The 19,752-nt window shown below is 66.2% G+C and carries 6 protein-coding genes; 3 read left to right on the plus strand and 3 right to left on the minus strand.

Annotated features, from left to right (window positions below; all coding sequences use genetic code 11):
- Positions 1-38 precede the first annotated feature (38 nt).
- From ACIBI6_RS14775 to ACIBI6_RS14785, 3 genes are all read right to left on the minus strand, one after another.
- A complete protein-coding gene (locus tag ACIBI6_RS14775) occupies positions 39-16,583 on the minus strand; it encodes an amino acid adenylation domain-containing protein (protein WP_396956557.1) in 16,545 nt (5,514 codons plus the stop codon).
- Positions 16,584-16,898: 315 nt separating this feature from the next.
- Complete coding sequence (locus ACIBI6_RS14780) at positions 16,899-17,303, minus strand: hypothetical protein (protein WP_396956559.1); 405 nt, start codon at positions 17,301-17,303, stop codon at positions 16,899-16,901.
- A gap of 156 nt (positions 17,304-17,459) precedes the next feature.
- Positions 17,460-18,362, minus strand: coding sequence for a class I SAM-dependent methyltransferase (locus ACIBI6_RS14785; protein WP_396956561.1), 903 nt, complete (start codon positions 18,360-18,362; stop codon positions 17,460-17,462).
- 351 nt (positions 18,363-18,713) lie between these two features.
- On the opposite strand from ACIBI6_RS14785, the gene ACIBI6_RS14790 reads away from it, so the two are divergent.
- The 3 genes from ACIBI6_RS14790 (at position 18,714) to ACIBI6_RS14800 (ending at position 19,746) form a co-directional block, all read left to right on the plus strand.
- On the plus strand, positions 18,714-18,944 hold the full coding sequence (locus tag ACIBI6_RS14790; RefSeq protein ID WP_396957044.1) for a hypothetical protein: 231 nt from the start codon (positions 18,714-18,716) through the stop codon (positions 18,942-18,944).
- A 170-nt stretch (positions 18,945-19,114) separates the two neighbouring features.
- Positions 19,115-19,393: an acyl carrier protein gene (locus ACIBI6_RS14795; protein ID WP_396956563.1), complete on the plus strand. Its 279-nt coding sequence runs from the start codon at positions 19,115-19,117 to the stop codon at positions 19,391-19,393.
- Positions 19,390-19,746 carry an acyl-CoA dehydrogenase family protein gene (locus ACIBI6_RS14800; protein WP_396956565.1) on the plus strand — a complete coding sequence of 119 codons (357 nt, stop codon included), beginning with the start codon at positions 19,390-19,392 and terminating at the stop codon, positions 19,744-19,746. Before ACIBI6_RS14795 ends, ACIBI6_RS14800 begins: the two co-directional genes overlap by 4 nt.
- The last annotated feature ends 6 nt before the right edge of the window (positions 19,747-19,752 follow it).

The raw sequence follows: 19,752 nt of genomic DNA on the forward strand, positions 1-19,752 counted from the left end.
GCGGCGCAGGATGGCGAACCGACGTCTGGCTCGTCGCGTCACAACCACTCGTGCAAGACCTCCGCGATACACCGGAGCGCCGCATCGGTGGTCATCCGCCAGTGGGTGGTGGCCACCGGATGGTTGTGTACGGAACCCGCTACTGCGGGCGTCCAGGTCGCGGCGCCGACCGAACCCGTCGGATCGTCGTGGACCGCGGTCAAGTAGACGAGGTCCCCGTCGAAGGACCGCGCACGATATGCCGCGTTGAGGGCCGCCGAACCGATCGCTGCGGCCACGACCCGTTCGATCCGCGCGGCCCCGAAGGATGCGAACGGCTCGGGGAGCGTGCTCAACCGCTGTGCCAGTTGAGACAATTCCACCGTTTCGTCCAGGCCGAATTCCGCGGCTTGATCACCGAGCAGTCCACCGAGCAGTTCTGGCACCGTAACCTCGATCCCCGCGAGGGTGGTTGCGGCGGCGGTGTCGAGTAGTCGACTGTCCATCATGCCCAGCAGCGCCACCTGTGCGCCCTCGTCCTGGAGTTGGACGGCCATGGCATGGGCGAGCACACCGCCGAGTGACCAACCGAGCAGGTGGTAGGGGCCCTCCGGTTGTACCGCACGAACGTGTTTGACGTAGTGCCGCGCCCAATCCTCGATCGAATCCGGCAGTGGGTCCGCCGAACTCAGCGCGGGTGACTGGAGTCCGTAAATGGGCCGATCCGTATCGAGATGGGCTGCCAGCCCGGCGAACGACCACGCGATACCCCCGATCGGATGGATGCAGAACAGCGGCTCGGCGGCGCCGGAGACCCGCAGCGGCAACAGCACATCGAATGCCGCGTCGGCACCGGCGCCCTCTGCGCCGCGCGCACGCAACTCCGCGACGATGCCCGCGGGGGTGGGTGCGGTGAACACCCACATCACCGGAACCGTTTCGGCCATCGCATCGGTCAACCGAGCGGTCAGCTTGGTGGCGATCAGTGAATTGCCGCCGAGTTCGAAGAAGTTGTCATCCAATCCGATGCGATCCAGACACAGTACATCCGCAAAAATCTCGCAGACCATGGTCTCGAGCGCGGTTGTCGGTGCGCGGAAGGCACGGGTCCCGAGTTCTGGTTCGGGCAGTGCCGCGCGGTCGAGTTTGCCGACCTGGGTCAACGGGACACCGTCGAGGACCACGATCGCCGTGGGAACCATATGCGACGGCAAGGTCCGTGCGGCCCAGTGGATCAGCCGATCCGGATCGATCACCCGGTCTTGGGCGGCCACCACATACGACACCAGAACCGTTGCCCCAGCGGAATTCTCCCTGCCGACCGTGACGGCGAAATCCACTGCCGCATGGGCGGCAAGTACTGCGTCGATCTCGCCGAGTTCGATTCGGAAGCCACGGACCTTCACTTGGAAATCGGTTCGGCCCCGATAGTCGAGCTCGCCGTCGCCATTCCATGCCACCAGATCGCCGGTGCGATACATCCGGGCACCCGGCTGGAACGGGTTGGCGACGAAACGATCCGCCGTCAGGTCAGCGCGACCGAAGTAGCCCCGCGCCAACTGCCCTCCGGCCAAGTACAACTCGCCCGTGACGCCGACCGGAACCGGGCGCAACCGCGAATCCAGTATGTATACCTGACTGTTCCACGCCGGTCCGCCGATCGGCACGGCCGGTTCATCGAACCTGCGCACCTGGTGGCTGGTGATCGACACCGCCGCCTCGGTCGGGCCGTACAGGTTGTACAGCGACGTATCGGGCGCCACCGCCGCGAATCGGCGCGCCAGCGCGGCGGGCAAAGTCTCACCGATCGCCAACACCCGGCGTAACGAGTCCGGCAGTCGACCCGTCAGCAATGCGTCCAGCATCGATGGCACCGCGTGCAGTGTGGTCACCCGCTCACGAGTCATCAGTTCGTTCAGGTATCCCGGGTCGCGGTGGCCGTCGGGCGCAGCGATTACCAGGCGGCCGCCGCAGACCGCGGCCGACCAGAATTCCCACACCGACAAATCGAACGTCGCCGCCGTTTTCAGCAACACCGCGTCATCGTCGGTCAATCCGAATTGCGCTGTCTTCCAGAGCAACTGATTGACGATCGCACCGTGGGAGACCGCGACACCCTTCGGGCGCCCCGTGGAACCCGACGTGAAAATCACATAGGCCGCGTGCTCGGGGCGCAACGGCGCGATCCGCTCTGCGTCGGTGATCGGGGCCGCGTCCACCGCGGACAGGTCCAGTCGATCCAGCGGCACCACCGGCGCAGCGCTGGTCCCGAAACCCGCATCGGCGTTCGTCAGCACACAAACCGGTGCCACCGTCTCCAGTATGTAGTCGCTGCGCTGCGCGGGTTGATCCGGATCGACCGGCACGTAGACACCGCCGGCCTTGCTCACCGCATACATCGCGACTACCAAGTCCACCGAACGCCGAATAGCCAACGCCACCCGCGACTCCGGGCCCACACCAAGCGAAATCAAGTACCGCGCAACCTTGTTCACGCGCGCATCCAGCTCACCGTAGGTGGTCCGAGTCCCGTCGGCGGCGACCAGCGCCGTCGACTCCGGTGTGGCAGCGACGGTCTCATCGAGTAGCGACACCAACGTGGTGGCCGTATTCACCTGGTGCGCGGTGTCATTCCACTCCGTGAGGATCCGTGTACTTTCCTCGGTCGCGAGCAGGTCGATAGCTCCGACCGGGACCTGCGGATCCGCGACCACGGCATCGAGCACCCGCACGAACCGGTCCACGAAACCGCGCACCGTCGACTCGTCGAATAGATCCGCGGCGTAGGTGAAGAAGCCACCGATACCCGTCGGCACACCGGCCTCGTCATAGCTGTCGGCCATGATCACATGCAGATCGAACTGCGACAGCTGTCGATCCGTTTCCAATGCCGTGACGGTCAAGCCCGGCAGCTCCATCCTGGCCGGGGCCAGATTCTGGAACGACAGCCCCACCTGGAACAGTGGATGCCGCGCCGTCGAGCGCACCGGATTCAGTACCTCGACCAATTGCTCGAACGGCACATCGGCATGGGCGAACGCTTGGACGTCGATATCGCGTTGCCGCGCAAGCAACTCGGTGAAACCCGTACCCGCGTCCACCCGGGTACGGAACACCAGTGTGTTGACGAACATGCCGATCAGATCGTCCAGCACCGCCTCACCGCGGCCCGCTATCGGTGTACCGATCGCGATATCGTCGGTGCTCGACAAGCGAGCCAGCAACACCGCCAATGCGGTATGCACAACCATGAACAGCGTGGCGCCCTCGGCCCGCGCCAACTTCGTCAGCGCCGTATGCGCACGCGCATCGATGCGTAACTCAACTCGACCGCCGACGAACGACTGTACCGGCGGACGCGGCCGGTCTCTCGGCAACTCCAGCTCATCCGGTAGGTCGGCAAGGGCGCCCCGCCAGTAGGCGATCTGCTCGGCTGCCAGCGACCCCGGCTGGCCCGCGCTGCCGAGCAACGCACGTTGCCACACCGTGTAATCCGCGTACTGCACGGCGAGCGGTGACCAATCCGGAGCCCGCCCCAGCGTACGAGCCGCGTATGCCGCGGCCAGATCACGAGTGAGCGGGCCACCGGAGTAGCCGTCACCCGCGATGTGATCGACGACCATCCCCAGCACGAATTGACCGTCCGCGACCCGGAACAGTACGGCGCGGACGGGCACCTCGACAGTCACGTCGAAAGTTGTCGAAACCAGTTCCAGTACAGCCGATTCGACCTCAGCGGCGCCGACGTTCCGGACCTCCAGCCGCGGCAGGTCGGAGTGTGCGGGAGGCAGGATGACCTGCACCGGATCCGCTACACCCGACTCATCCACTGCAGGCTGCGGATACACCGTTCGCAGGATCTCATGGCGCACAACGACATCGGTGAAAGCCTGCGCCAGCGCGGCGATATCCAGATCGCCGGTCAAACGGATCGCGACAGGAATGTTGTAGGCGGTCGACTCGGTATCGAACCTGTTGAGAAACCACATCCGTTGCTGGGCGGGCGACAGCGGAATACGGTCCGGCCGCGGGCCCGCCACCAGGGCGCGGCGCCTCCCGGTACCGGTGAGCTCGGCCACCTCCCGCGCGCAACCCGCGATGGTGGGCGCGGCGAACAGCACACGCACCGGAACACGGGCATCCACCGCCATGCCGAGGCGGGCCGTCACCCGCGTGGCAAGCAGCGAATTGCCGCCCAACTCGAAGAAATTGTCGTCGGCGCCGATCCGCTCGATGCCCAGCACCTCAGCGAAGACCGCGGCCACGGCTTGCTCCGCGACTGTCGACGGTTCCCGGTAGGTGCGCACCGCGAACTGCGGCTCGGGGAGGGCATTTCGGTCGAGCTTGCCGACCGCCGTCAATGGAATCTGGTCGAGCACCACGACCGACGTGGGAACCATATGCGAAGGCAGGCTCCGCGCTGCCCACCGCGCCAGTTGATCCGGATCCAGCGACCGGCCCGTCACATACGACACCAGAATCGTGGTCCCGCTGGGGTTTTCGCGCCCAAGGGTCACCGCGTAGTCCACGTCGGGGTGCGCGGTAAGCACCGCGTCGATCTCCCCGAGCTCGACGCGGAAGCCGCGGACCTTCACCTGGAAGTCTGTGCGGCCCAGGTACTCCAACTCCCAACGGGTAGTCGCGGCAGCCGGTACCTCGACCCATCGGACCAGATCACCGGTCCGGTACATTCGGTCGCCCGGCGGACCCCACGGATTCGCGACGAAATGTCCCGACGTCGAGCCGCAACGGCCGTGATAGCCGCGGGCGAGTGCCGGGCCCGCCAGATACAGCTCACCGATGACACCTGCGGGCACCGGGTGCAACCGCTCATCGAGCACCGCCGCCCACCCGCCGGGTACCGGACCTCCGATCGTTATCCGTTGTCCCGCGAGCAGAGTCGTATACGTTGCACCGATGGTTGCCTCGGTCGGACCGTATCCGTTGATGAAGCGGCGACCCGGCTGCCACCTGGCCAGCAGTTCGGCAGTGGTGGCCTCGCCCCCTGCGGACACCACCGCCAAGTCGTGCAGACCGGCGGGATCGACGGTGCCGAGCAGCGCGGGAGTGATGATCGTATGGGTCACCCGTTCGCCGCGCAGCAGGTCATGCAGTTCGCTGCCGCCGACGATATCCGGTGCGGCGATAACCAGGGTGGCACCGCTGTAGAAGGCGCTGCACCACTCCTCGACCGATTGGTCGAAACTCGGCGAACACACATGCAGCATCCGATGTTGCGGCCGGAGTCCGAGCAGGTCGACAGTGTGGCCGACGAGTCCACCGAGCCCGGCGTGGGTGACGGCGACCCCCTTGGGCAATCCGGTGGACCCCGACGTGTAGATCACATAGGCCGGGTGCGACATGCGCAGTGGCGCGCGACGGTCCGCGTCGGTTACCGCGGCCGCCGTGTGGGCGGCGCAGCGCGCGAGCAATGCCGGATCGTCGAACACCAGCCAATCCACCGTGTCGGGCAGCCCTGCCTGCTCAGCAACTGTAATGCCCACCACCGCACCGGAATCGGCCACCATGTGCCGCACCCGGTCCACCGGATAGTTCGGATCGACCGGCAGATACGCGCCACCCGCCTTGGCGACCGCCCATACCGCCGCGATCATCTCGTACGAACGTCGCATCGCCAACGCAACCACTGTCTCCGGCGCGACACCTCGATCGATCAGCACGCGCGCCAGACGCGACGACAGCTCATCGAGCTCACCGTAGGTGTACGCCCGCCCCGCGTCGCGTACCGCGACTCGATCACGCCCGAATCCGACGCCGCGGGACAGGAGATCCGGCAGCATCCCGACGGTAGCCGGAGCGCCGCTGCGGATTCGGGTCAGCTGCTCGTATTCGTCGTCGATCAACAGCGGCAGATCGCCGACCTGTGCCGTGGGCTCGTCCACGACCGCCGCCAGCATCCGAACGAACCGCCGGGCAAACATCTGCGCCGTACCGTCATCGAAAAGATCACGCGCGAAAGACAGCTCGCCGTGTATCCGGTCCGAGTCACCATCCGCGGCCGAGATCGACAGTGCCAGATCCCCGACCGCATCCGGTGGACTCTGGAACGACAGAGCCACCTGGAACAGGGGATGTCGATCCGGCGACCGTCGCGCTCCCAACAGATCGGCCAATTCGTCGAACGGAATACCGGCGTGCGCGAACCCTTGCAGCTCACGCTGGTGTGCCTCCGGTAGTAGGTCGGCGAAGCGCGCGCACCGATCCACGCGGTGACGCAGCACCAACTCGGTTCGATGGCCACCTGGCGCCGGAGTGCCGATCGCGATGTCGTCGGAGCTAGAGAGCCGCGCGAGCACTACCGCCAATGCCGTGCGCACCACCGCGGTCCATGTCACGCCCGCCGTGTGCGCAAGCCGTCGTAGACCCAGGTGTACCTCGTTCGGCACCGAGAACTCCACCTGCCCACGGACATCGGACCGCACCGCCGTGCGCGGCCGGTCTGTTGGCAGCTCCAGTCGATCGGGCAAGCCCGCCAATGCCGTGCGCCAGTATCGAGATCTGGTTATCGGGTCGTCCAATTCGGTAGCGCACAGCAGCGCGATATCGGCGGCGGTACGGTCCGGTGTCGCGAGCAGATCGCTGAGCACGCTGCGCAGCCGATCGGCCACGGCCCGCGCCGTCTCGTCGGCGACGATATCGCGCCGGTACTTCACCTGCACCAGCGTCCGGGTATCCAGGAAGACCACAACGGTGATCGGATAGTGCGTGAAGTCGGCCCCGCGCATTTGCTCGATCCGCAACCCGTCGATGGCGCCGCCGGCCTGCTGTAGCCCCTCGGCGTCGACCGGGTAGGACTCGAAGACCAGCATCGTGTCGAACAGTTCGTCACGGGGGATGGCAGCCGACGGAGCCTGCGTAGTCGGCGGGGTGGGTGAATACAGCGGGGTGGCAGCCGACGGAGCCTGCGTAGTCGGCGGGGTGGGTGAATACAGCGGGATGGCAGCCGAGGGAGCCTGCGTAGTCGGTGGGGTGGGTGAGTGCAGCGGGTGCGCGAGGCGTTGGATCGCGGCGAGTCCGAGGTGGTGATGGTCCAACAGCGACGCTTGCTCGGCCTGCAAACCCGCCAGCAGGGTCGGCACCGTCGTGCCGCGATCGAATCGGATTCGTACCGGGATGGCATCCACGAACAGGCCGATCATGTCGCCGATACCGTCGAGTTGCGGTGGTCTGCCGGAGACGGTGGCGCCGAAGACGACGTCGTCGCGTCCGGTGCTAGCGGCGACGACCAGACCCCACGCCGCCTGAATCACCGTATTCGCGGTGACCTCGGCCGTAGCCGCGTACGCGGTGAGCGCCGAGGTCTGTGCGGTCGACAGATCGAATTCACGGACGCCGAACCCGTCGCCGGCCGGTGCGGGCCATGCCAGTTCGGGGGCGAGCATGGTCGCGGTGGCGCCGGTCAACATCTCCGACCAGGCGCGCGCCGCGGCCTCCCGGTCTTGCTGCGCGAGCCAGCGCAGGTAGTCGCGGTAGGGCCGGACCGGTGCGAGCAGCGATGTGTCGCCGCCGGTCGCGTACAGAACCAGCAGCTCCTTCATCAACAGCGGCATCGACCAGCCGTCGAGCAGGATGTGGTGTCCGGTCAACACGAGGTGGCTGTATTTTTGGTGTCCGGAGTCGTTGGTGTACACCGTGAATCGCAGCAGCGGCGCCACCGCCGGATCGAATCCGCGTCGCCGCTCGGCGACCAGCAGGTCCGGCAGCTCGGCCTCGGACACGCCGTCGACAACCTGCCACGGCACCTCGACCCCGTCCACCACCAGCTGCACCGACGTCCCGTCGGCGGTGGGGACGAAGGCCGACCGCAGGTTCGCGTGCCGGTCCAGAATCGTCTGCGCGGCGCGGCGCAACCGGCCCATATCCAGCTCGCCGGTCAGCCGCGCCGCCAGCTGGATGATGTAGGCGTCGACCGAACCGTCCAGTAGTTCGATGAGCACCCGCAACGAGCCTTGCAGCGGTGACAGCGGCAGCACATCCGACAGGCCGGGATAGTTCCGCCGCCACTGGTCCAACTCGACCTGGGAGACCCGCACCAGCGGCACATCCGACGGAGTCAGACCGCCGGCGGCCGGATCCTTCGAGTGGTCGGCGATCGCGGTGAGCGCGGCCAGCCAGTCCTCGGCCAACTCCCGCACCGCCGCTTGGTCGAGGATGGCGGCGGCGAAGGCGAACGACGCCACCATCCGCGGGCCATCCTCGGTATCGCTGACGATCGTGTTGATATCGATCACCGCGGACAGTGGCAGGTCCGGATTCGGCTCAGCGGCAACGGTTCCCAGGTCACCGGTCGGCAACCAGCCCGCATCCGAACCGATGTCCGCCACCGCGGCCGCGGAGACGCGGCCGAGGTAGTTGAAGCTGATCTGCCCGAGATCACCAGCCAGCGCGTCGGCGGTATCCGGATTCAGATGCCGAAGCAGGCCGAAACCGATGCCTCGATCCGGTACGGAAAGCAGTTGCTCCTTCACCGATTTCAGCACTGCGGCGGTCGCCTCGCCACCGGCGAGGGCGGCCTCGGTGTCGGTGCCCGACAGGTCGATGGCCACCGGACTGATGCTGGTGAACCAACCCACAGTGCGGGTCAGGTCGGCGCCGGGTATCGCGTCTTCCTCGCGCCCGTGCCCCTCGAGTCGCAGCAGAGTGACCGGAGCATGGATACCGCGGCGCGCCCGCCAGGAACGCACCGCCATCGCGAGCGCGGCGAGCAGACTGTCATTGGCACTGCCCTGGTATAGCGCGGGAACCTTGGTGAGTACCGCGTCGGCGACCTCGACCGGAACCCGGATATCGAACACACCCCTGGTTTGGAAGGTATCGGCGACCGAGTCCAAGGCGCGCGTGCCGAGCAGCGGATCCGGTGTGGCCAGAACCCGCTGCCAATAACCGAGTTCCTCGGCACGGTCCGGTGTGGCAGCCGCTTCCACCAAACCGTGCGCCCAGCGCCGGAAGGAGGTGCCGACGGTGGGCAATGCCACCGGCTGCCCGGCGCTGCGCTGTGCCCACGCCAGTACGAGATCCGGGATCAGGATGCGCCACGAGACACCATCGGTCACATAGTGATGGACCGCGACCGCGACAGCGTCGCGCGCGTCGGGCCTGCGCAGCCAGGTGCACGTGATCATCCGGCCCGCAGCGGGATCCAACCTGGCCAGCGCGGAATCCATGGCCGCGTTGGCAATCCGGTTCAGCTCGGCCTCGTCGATACCAGCGGGCACCTCGATCTCGGCCACCAGCGCGTCGACCTCGATGGCGCCACGAGCCGATACCTCGAACCGCCACGAGTCGTCCACCTGCCACACCCGCGAGCGCAGCACATCATGATGATCGAGCACCGCACCGACGGTGGCCACCACACCCGCGCGATCGATACCCTCCGGCAAACCGAGCACCATGCTCTGGGCGAACCGACCGAACGAACCGTTGGCGAGGAACCAAGCAAGGACCGGGGTCAACGGAACCGGGCCGACACCACCGCCGGGCAACTCCGCCAAAACCGCCGCCGACTGCGCACCGACCACGGCAACACGAGCCAACCCCGCGACGGTCTTCTGCTCGAACACATCTCGCGTGGTGAACACCATCCCCGCCGCCTTGGCCCGCGACACCAACTGGATCGACATGATGCTGTCACCACCGACCGCGAAGAACGAATCGTCCACCCCGACCCGCTCCACACCCAGCACCTGCGCGAAGAGTTCGGCAAGCCGTGCCTGCACCGTGCCGACCGGAGCACGCGACGCAGACATCGGGAACACCGGCTCCGGCAGCGCTTTACGGTCCAGCTTTCCATTCGAAGTCAACGGAACCCGGTCCAGCACCACAATCGCCGTGGGCACCATATGCGACGGCAGGATTGCCGCCGCATGCTCTCGCAGCCCGGCTGGATCCACGACCCGTCCCGGCGTCGCCCGCACATACGACACCAATACCGTTGCACCACCGGGCATTTCGCGACCCAGCGTGACCACGAAATCGACATCGGCATGTCGCCCGAGCACGGTATCGATCTCGCCGAGCTCGATACGGAAACCACGGACCTTCACCTGGAAATCAGCGCGACCGACATAGTCGAGCTGCCAATCCGCCGACGCAACGGCGAGATTGCCTGCCCGCTGCTCCGGGGCCGCGTACCAGCGCACGAGGTCGCCGGTGCGATACATCCGCGAACCCGGCCCACCCCAGGGATTGGCGACAAACCGCTGCGCGGACAACCCGGCACGGTGCCAGTAGCCGCGAGCCAACCCGGCGCCGGCCAGATACAGCTCACCCGTAACTCCGGGCGGTACCGGATTCAATCGCGAGTCCAGCACGAACGCCGAGCTACCCAGAATCGGCTTACCGACCGTGATGTGCTGCCCTGCAACCAGTTCCACATTCGACGACATGACCGTCGCCTCGGTCGGACCGTAGGCGTTGAACAACCGGCGGCCCGGCTGCCACTTGGCCAACAGCTCCGGGGTAAGCACATCCCCACCCACGAAAAGCACTTCCATCCGGTCCGCAGCGGCCGGATCGACCGTGCCGAGCACCGCCGGAGTGATGATCGTGTGCGTCACCCCCTCGGTCCGCAGCAACTCACCGAGTTCCGTTCCGCCCATGACATCCGAGGGCACGACCACCAACGTCGCCCCCACCGAGAACGCGCACATCCATTCCATCACCGACGGATCGAAACTCGGCGAACAGATATGTAGGTACCGGTGGTGCGGCTCGAGGCAGTACTGGCCGACCGAATGATCGACCAGATCGCTCAACCCGCCATGGGTTACGGCGACTCCCTTGGGTAGGCCTGTCGAGCCCGAGGTGTAGATCACATACGCCGGATGTTGCGTCCGCAACGGCACGATCCGCTCCGCATCGGTAACCGTGTCGGCGGATTTGCCGGCGCACAACACCGCCGTCGCCGGTGCGTCCAGCACCAGCCAATCCACCTCATCGGGCAGCCGGTCGACCTGGTCGGAGCCGGTAATGCCCAGGGCCGCGCCGGAATCGGTCAGCATGTGCCGCACCCGATGCGCGGGATGAGCCGGGTCGACCGGTAGGTGCGCACCGCCGGCCTTGGCGATCGCGATTGCCGCCAGCACCATCTCGTAGGAGCGGGGCAGTGACACCGCGACCGGCAGTTCGGGACCGACACCTCGATCGATCAAGACTCTCGCCAGCCGCGACGACTGTTCGTCGAGTTCGCCATAACTGATCGACCGACCCCGGTATCGCACCGCAACCCGGTCCCTGCCCAAGGCGACTCCACGAGTCAGCAGATCGGGCAGCAACCGGGGTTCCCGCGCGTCATCGTCGTCGACCCGGGTCAGCAGGGCCAATTCGTCATCCCCGAGCAACGGCAGGTCACCGATCGGGTCCCCAGGGCGGTGCACGGCGGCCGCCAGCAGCCGGAGGAATCGTTCGGCGAAAATCTCCACGGTGCGCCGGTCGAACAGATCGCTCGCGAAAGAGAGGTTCGCGGCGATGCGGGCGCTGTCCGGGTTCTCTCGAATGTGCAGGGATAGATCGAACGGCCTGCGTGCGACCGGAGTCCGAGCACCGGCGGACAACATCACCTGTGCCAGTGACCGGGCCGGATCGAGCAATGCCACCAACTCGTCGAACGGCAGGTCTGCTCGTGCGAATGCCTGTAGGGCAATGTCTTTCGCGTTCGCGAGCAGATCATCGAAGCAGATTCCACCCGGCACCCTGGTGCGCAGTACCACGGTGTCGACCGCTCCGGCTATTTCGGCGGGGGTGCCGATCGCGATGTCATCGGTCCCCGATAGTCGCGCAAGTAGTACCGCGAATGCCGCGTGTGCAACGGTGAACACCGTGGTATCGCGTGTCCGCGCAAGCTGGTGTAGCCGGTGCCGCAGATCCGCACCGATCTCGAACTCGACGCACGAGTCCGCAAGGGAAGGCATCGCAACCCGTGGGCGATCTGTGGGCAGGTTCAGCTCATCCGGCAGACCCTGGAGCGCGGTGCGCCAGTAGCGCGTCTGCGAGATCAGATCGCCGCGATCATCGAAGAACCGATTGATTTCCGCCGGCGTGCGCTCCGGCGCCGCGACGAATTCACCGATCAGCACCCGCAACCGCGCGGCGAGCGCCTGCGCGGTCGCGGTGGTGATCATGTCGCGCCGGTACTGCACCTGTACATGCAGTTGGGTGCCCAACTCGACCACTACAGCCACCGGATAGTGCGTGAAGTTGCGACCTTGTAGATCGACGATCTCCAGCCCGTCGATGCTCGCGTGGGCCTGCCGCAAACCATCGGTGTCGACGGGATACGACTCGAAGGCCACCAGAGAATCGAACAACTCATCCGCACCAGCGGCGCGCTGAATATCGGCCAACCCGATGTGATGGCAGTCGAGCAACGAAACCTGTTCGGACTGAAGCCGAATCAGTAGTTGCCGCACCGGCGCATCGGAGTCGAACCGAACCCGAACCGGGACGGTATTCGCGAACAGGCCGACCATTTCGTCGACCCCGTCGACCTGCGGCGGCCGCCCGGAAACCACCGCGCCGAATACGACATCATCGCCGCCGGCACAGGCCGCGAGCACCAGACCCCAGGCCGCCTGGATTACCGTGTTGACGGTGACCTCGGCTGCGGCAGCGAACGCGAGCAGCTCCGCTGTTTCGGCAGGTGACAGTTCGGCCGCGCAGACCCCGTGGCCGTCGGCGGCCGTCGTGGGCGGCGGCAGCGTGGGGGCCAGTCGAGTCGGCGTCAGATCTGCCAGCGCTGCGCGCCACGTCTGCAAGGCAGCGTCGCGGTCGTAGCGCGCCAACCAGGCGAGATAGTCCCGATACGGCCTGACTCGCGGCAGCGGCGTCGAATCACGGTCGGCCGCATAGGAAACCAGCAGTTCCTTCATCAGCAACGGCATCGACCAGCCATCCAACAGGATGTGATGCGCGGTCAACACCAGATGCACGCGTCCGGAGTTCGTGCGATACACCGTGAAGCGCAGCAATGGGGCCACCGTCGGATCGAACCCGAGACGTGCTTCCGCGGCCAGGAGCGAGGCCGGATCGGTGTCGGATGTGTCGACGATCCGCCACGGGACCGCCAGACCCTCGGCAACGACCTGGACGGGGGTGCCCTCGGCCGAAGTTCGGAACGCGGCCCGCAGGATCACATGCCGATCCAACATCGCCTGCGCCGCCCGCCGCAGCCGATCCAGATCGATCACGCCGGACAACTCCACCGCCAACTGCAGCAGATAGGGATCTGCCGAATCGTCGGAAAGCTGTGTCAGGAAAAGCAATCCGAGCTGCAGGGGCGACAGCGGCAGGACATCGAGCAGACCCGGGTGCTCCCGCTGCCAGATATCGAGTTCACTCTGGGTGATTCGCACGAGCGGGACATCCGCCGGCGTCAGGCCACCGGCCGCCGGATCGTGTACATGTCCGGCAAGCATGGTCAGTGCGGCGACCCAGTACTCGGCCAGCTCCCGCACGCAGGCCTCGTCGAGGATCTCGGACGCGTACGCGAAGGACGCGTTCATCTGCGCGCCCGCGTCGGTATCGGTAACGATCGCGTTGATGTCCACCACGGCGGCTGCGGGCATCGCCCGATCCTGGTCGGCTTCCGGGGCGCCCCAGTCGGCGGTCGGCAGCCAACTTCGATCCGTCAGCGATTCCGGCACGTCGCTCGCGGAAATCCGACCGAGATAGTTGAAACCGATCTGGCCCAGTGCACCGCCGAGTTGGCCCGCGGTATCGGTGTTGAGATGACGCAGCATGCCGAAACCGATGCCCTTTTGCGGCACCGCGAGCAGTTGCTCCTTCACCGTCTTGAGCATCGCCGCGGTCGCGTCGGCGGTGTTCCATGCGGCGTCGGCGTCGATGCCGGACAGATCGAGCACCACCGGATACATGCTGGTGAACCAGCCGACAGTGCGGTTCAGGTCGGCGCCGGCGACGGCGGCTTCTTCACGACCGTGGCCCTCGAGCCGGATTCGTGTGGCCGCGGCATCGACCCCTCTTATCGCCCGCCACGAGCGCACCGCCAGCGCCAACGCCGCGAGCAGACCGTCGTTGACCCCGCTGCGATACAGCGTCGGCAACTCGGTCAACACCGCGTGGGTGACCTCGGCCGGCACCGTGACGGTGAAATGTCGCACCGTTGCCGCGGTGTCGACGACCGGGTCGAGTGCCCGCGCGCCCAATAGCGGATCGGTGACGGTCAGAACCTGTCGCCAGTACGGCAGCTCGCTGGTACGGTCCGCGGCCGTCGACGCCTCGACCAGACCGTGTGCCCACCGCCGGAACGACGTGCCGACGCCGGGCAGGGCGATCCGATGTCCACCGTCGCGTTGCGCCCACGCGGTCACCAAGTCCGAGATCAGAATGCGCCACGACACGCCATCGATCACGTAGTGATGCGCGGCGATGATCAGCGCATCCCGGCCGTCCGGCCGAGATAGCCAGGTGCAGGCGATCATCCGGGCCGATGCCGGATCTAGCGTAGCGAGGGCGGAATCCATTGCCGCACTGGCGGTTACGCACAACGCATCGGTGTCCAGTCCCGTGGCCACGTCGATATGAGTGAGCAGCGCGTCCACGTCCACCGCGCCCGGCGGCAGAGTGTGCAGCTCCCATCGCCCGTCGACAGACCACACCCGTGCGCGCAGCATGTCGTGGTGGTCCAGCACCGCGGCGAGCGTGGCCACCAAACCAGACCGGTCGATGTGCTCGGGTAGGGCCAGCACCATCTGCTGGGTGAACCGGCCGAACGACCTCCCTCCGACGAGGTGGGCGGCCAACACCGGTGTCAACGGAATCTCCCCGACACCGCCGCCGGGCAACTCCGCGAGCCTCGGCGCGGATTCGGCACCGATCACAGCGACCCGGGCCAACCCGGCCACGGTGCGCTGCTCGAATACATCCTGGGGGGTGAACAGTAGCCCTGCCGCACGGGCCCGCGACACCAGCTGGATCGATAGGATGCTGTCTCCACCGGCGGCGAAGAACGAGTCCTCCGCCCCGACCCGCACACCGAGCACTTGGGCATACAACTCGGCGAGCCGGGATTCCACGGCGCCCACCGGAGCACGCGACACCGCCGCCTCGAACACCGGCTGGGGCAACGCCTGCCGATCGAGCTTTCCATTGGCGGACAAGGGGATCTCGTCGAGCACAACGATCGCGGACGGCACCATATGGCCGGGCAATGAGCCTGCGACGAAGCGCAGGAGTTCTCCGGCGTCGATGGAAATGCCGTTGCGTGGCAGCACATAGGAGACCAGTACGGTCGCGCCCGAGGGCGCGAGCTTGCCGAGAGTCGCGGCGTATTCGATTTCGGGATGAGCGGTCAGTGCGGCGTCGATCTCACCTGGCTCGATACGGAAGCCGCGGATCTTGACCTGGAAATCCGAGCGGCCCAGATATTCGATCGCGCCATCGACCATGCGGCGCCGCACCAGATCGCCGGTGCGATACATCCGTACGCCAGGAGAACCGGCTTCCCCGCCGAACGGATTGGCCACGAATCGTTCCGCCGTGAGCGCCGCCCGCCCGAGGTAGCCCTGCGCCAGCGCGGGGCCGGAAAGGTAGAGCTCGCCGATCACGTCGGTGGGTACCGGCCGCAACCGCGAATCCAGCACCACCGCACCGACTCCCGGTAGGGCGGTACCGATGGTGATCGGCTGCCGAGGCACCAACTCGGCGCTTTCAGTGGCGAGAATGGTGACCTCGGTGGGCCCGTAAGCGTTGTAGAACGACCGCCCGGCGACCGCCCACCGCTCGACCAGCCGGGGGCCGAACGCATCACCCGCGACGACAACGACCCGCAACGCGTCGAGTCCGACCGGATCCACCGACTCCAGCGCCGCGGGCGTGATCAGCATGTGCGTGACACGCTCACGACGTAGCAGCTCGGCCAGTTCGGCGCCGCCGAACACCGTCGGCGGGGACACCACGAGTGTCGCACCGGAACTGAAAGCGAGCAGCAGTTCGAGCACCGATACGTCGAAGTTCGGCGAGCAAACGTGCAGCACCCGCGAATCGCCATCGACCGCATAACGCTCTCGCTGAGCGTTGACCAGCATCGCAAGACCGGCGTGGGTCACCGCAACGCCCTTCGGGCGACCGGTGGAGCCGGAGGTGTAGATGACGTAGGCCGGATGCTGTTCGGTCGGTGTCCCCACCCGATCGACGTAGGAGATCGGATGGCCGGGTCGTGCCGCGATCCGCTCCCGGTGCAGCGGATCATCGATGTCGAGCCAGTAGATCTCGGTGCCGAGCCGCGAGTGATGCGTAGAGTCGGTGAGCCCCAGCACCGCCCGCGAGTCGGCGACTATGTATGCGCTGCGCTCGGGCGGAAGGGTGGGGTCGACCGGCACGTAGGCCGCACCGGTCTTGGCGATGGCCCATACAGCCAGCACCGATTCGATCGAGCGGGTGAAGCCGACGGCAACGACGTCGCCGGGGCCCACGCCCCGCTCGATCAGTTCCCGTGCCAGTCGCGATGAGGACTCGTCCAGCTGCGTGTAGGTGAGTTCGCGCTGATCAGCCGGTTCGCCGGTCGGGTTGTAGCTGATCGCGATCGAGTCGGCCGCGGATTCGACCGCCGCGGCCAACAACTGCATGAAGAGCGGGCTACTCGATCTGCGGCGAATTCGACCTCGAACAGTGCGACGAACCCTATCCATTCGAGTACTACAGTCCTCTCGCGTCGAGCCCACAGGTTTAGCCGAAACCCACGAACCCGGCCGGATCCTGGCACCATTGGCGGACCAGTGTCGAACAAAGCGAGAAGGAATCGATTTTGGAGTATTTCTGCCCTATCAAATCACAGGCACCGGCGTCATGACGTCACATGGGTCGCATCCGGGGCGGGTCACTCATCGGTTGCTGGATACATGGTGTCTCGATGCCGCGTAGGGCTCGCCCCGGCTGTTCCGCTATGACACGCTGAATAGCTTCGCCTGTCCGGATACAACGGTGTCATTGCGGTCGACGAGGGCGACTCGCACCTGGACCTGGCCCGAACCCAGGGGTGGCTGGCCAGAGGTTGCGGTCATCGGGATGCTCGCGTCGTGTTGGGCGTTGTCGCAGGTGACGGCGTTCTGAATGCCCTGGGCGGCGGGACCATCGGCAGTGGGTTCGCCCATCATCGCCTGAATACTGGCGACTCCGTCGGAGTCGTCGCAACTATAGGTGACTTGAACTATGGTCGGTCCGGCGCGGGAGATGTCGATGGTCGCCGCGGCTAGAGCGGGGGCAGCCGTCACAACCAGCGCGGTCGCCATCGCTGCGAAGCCGGTCGCGACACGGGTGGTGCGCCGACAATTCCGAGTAGTCGTCATGGATCTCGGTTCCTCCTGTGTAGCGGGGATGAATCGCTGAACACAACGGGAAGAGAACGCGGCACTCGCCGTGCCGCACCCATCCATGGTCCCAGCCCGCGGGTCTGCGTGCGTGGGAAATCCGCTAGGGCGCCTCGTGACGCTGCTCCTGTGGGTTCACTGGTGCTTCTCGGCGGATATGTAGGACGCCCGCTGTAATCGGTCGAGGAGCTCGGCGGGCAGGTCGTTAGGCAAGTCGATGATCGGGCGGCCGTAGATGGCGGCCAGGTCGAAGGGGGTGACGCGGTGAACCGACCAGTTGTGCTGAGCCAGCCAGTCCCCGGGATCGGCGCGGGCGTCGTCGTACCACAGGTCGTGCACGTTCAAGTTGCCGAACGGGTTGGGGCCGAAGAACTTTTCCTCCATGTCGAAGTGGCGCTGGTCCATGCCGCGGCCGAAGTCGTCGGTGGCTACGCAGCTGTCGGGCGCGGACAGGGCGTCGATGCGTTCGAACAACGCGTCGTGTGCCGAACCCGGCAGAAACGGCAATAGCCCCTCGGCCGACCACGCCGCCGGCTGCCCCGGATCGAAACCCGCGGTAGTGAGCGCGGCGGGCCAGTCGTCGCGCAGATCGACCGCAAGTGCGCGCCGATCGGCCCTGGCCACGGCACCGTGCTCGGCGAGCACCTGGTTCTTGAACTCCAGCACGCGGGGTTGATCGATCTCGAAGACGACCGTGCTCGCGGGCCAATCCAGCCGATACGCCCGAGCGTCCAGACCCGATGCCAGGATCACTGCCTGCCGCGCACCCCGCTGCCATGCCGCGGCGAAGAAATCGTCGAAGAACTTTGTCCGAACCCCCATGAAGCGCCCGAACAGTCCGACTGTGCCCGCCGATGCCGGGTCGTCCAGTTTCCGCAGAAAGTGCGGTTCACCCGCCGCCTGGACGAACCATGCCGCGTAGTCGTCGTGAATCATCGGCTCGGGATCGAGGGTCTCGAGTGCGCGAAATGTGGCGACGCCCAGGGCGGTCAGACCCACGCTCGTAACGATGTCCCAGCTGTCTCCGTCCGTTCGCATAAATATCACTCCAATCTGTCAGCGATCGATGGCAGGTCGTGCAGCGGTCAGGTGTGGGATCGGAAACGGCGTACACGATGCGCTCGAGGGTCGCCGAATCCGACGCCGTCGTCGCTCGCTTCGAAATGGTTGAGCCCGGTCCCGCACCGAGGGGTATCAGATCCCTCCGGCGAGTACTTCACAAACAGCCTTTCGCCCTTGTGCCCAATTGTCCACCGCCCTCGGCGACCGGAATTTTCAATAATTGGTGAGCCGGGCCGAGGCTGTCCGCCGAATTGCATGACGTGCCCGGCGGCGTTCTGATGCCGCATCTGCTGCGTTCTGTTTTACGGTCACTGATCTGCCCCGGACCTGCGAACTCGGCGCTTTCGGCGTACCCGGCCACGTAATGTGGCGCGTGGGGTCTTCCTGAACCCGAAGTGCTGCAATATCTATCGCAATGACGAGGATGATTTGCGGCGCATGGCGGGCTTTTTGCGTCGTTCATATGCGAAAAACCTTTGCGATCCGGCATGGCAGGATTTCATTTCCGAATCGTACGCGGCGAGTGAGACTTTCGATTCTTTGCGGGGTTCGCAATGATGTTGCGGTGCCGCATAGTCGGACCGAGCGGATCCGTAATTCGGCAGTGGGGCAGCGCCCGCGGCCCGTGGAAACCGGGGCTTGTCGGGTGATCACGGCCCGTGTTGTCGTGTTCTGCAAGGGCGCACGGCCGTTCGCCACCGGGATGACATCGAGAGGTGAGGGTGCGCGTGGAACAGGTGGAGCCGGTCGTGGCACGCCGCGCGGAGTTGGCAGAGGAGTTGCGGGCGTACTTCGGCTCGATCGCCGCTGTCGAATTAGGCAATGACGACGATATTTTCGCGCTGGGGCTGGTCAATTCCCTACGGGCACTGGAGATCGTCGTACACGTCGAGCAGACCTACGGGATCTCGGTCGATGTCGAGGATCTCGATCTCGACAACTTCCGCACCGCGGCCCGCGCGGCCGAGTTCGTCGAGCGTAAGCAGTCCGGGACGGGACCATCGTGATCGATGTCGAGAAGGTGGTCGCGGCCGCGGAATCGGATGCGGCCCAGTGGGATCGCACGTGCTTGCCCGACGAGATGATCACGCTCGCGGCCCGGACCGGGCTGCTGGGTGCCGATCGGCCGGTGACATTCGGTGGCGCTGGTCTGGATGCTCGTGAACTCGGCCGGATCGCCGCGACGCTCGGGGAACACTGCACGAGTTTGCGATCGCTGGTCACGGTGCACGGCATGGTCGCCGCCGCGCTGGATCGGTGGGGAACCGCCGCGCAGCGCCGCGACTGGCTGCCGAGGCTCACCGCAGGGGAGGTTGTTGCCGCGCTGGCGGCGACCGAGGCCGGAGTGGGGCCGACTTAGCCGGTG

Source organism: Nocardia sp. NPDC050412, assembly GCF_044458825.1.
Taxonomy (GTDB): domain Bacteria; phylum Actinomycetota; class Actinomycetes; order Mycobacteriales; family Mycobacteriaceae; genus Nocardia.

Bases quoted from the DNA above. Each gene is read 5' to 3' on its own strand.
- ACIBI6_RS14785 (WP_396956561.1), bottom strand. From the start codon at position 18,362: ATGCGAACGGACGGAGACAGCTGGGACATCGTTACGAGCGTGGGTCTG.
- ACIBI6_RS14775 (WP_396956557.1), bottom strand. From the start codon at position 16,583: ATGCAGTTGTTGGCCGCGGCGGTCGAATCCGCGGCCGACTCGATCGCG.
- ACIBI6_RS14780 (WP_396956559.1), bottom strand. From the start codon at position 17,303: ATGACGACTACTCGGAATTGTCGGCGCACCACCCGTGTCGCGACCGGC.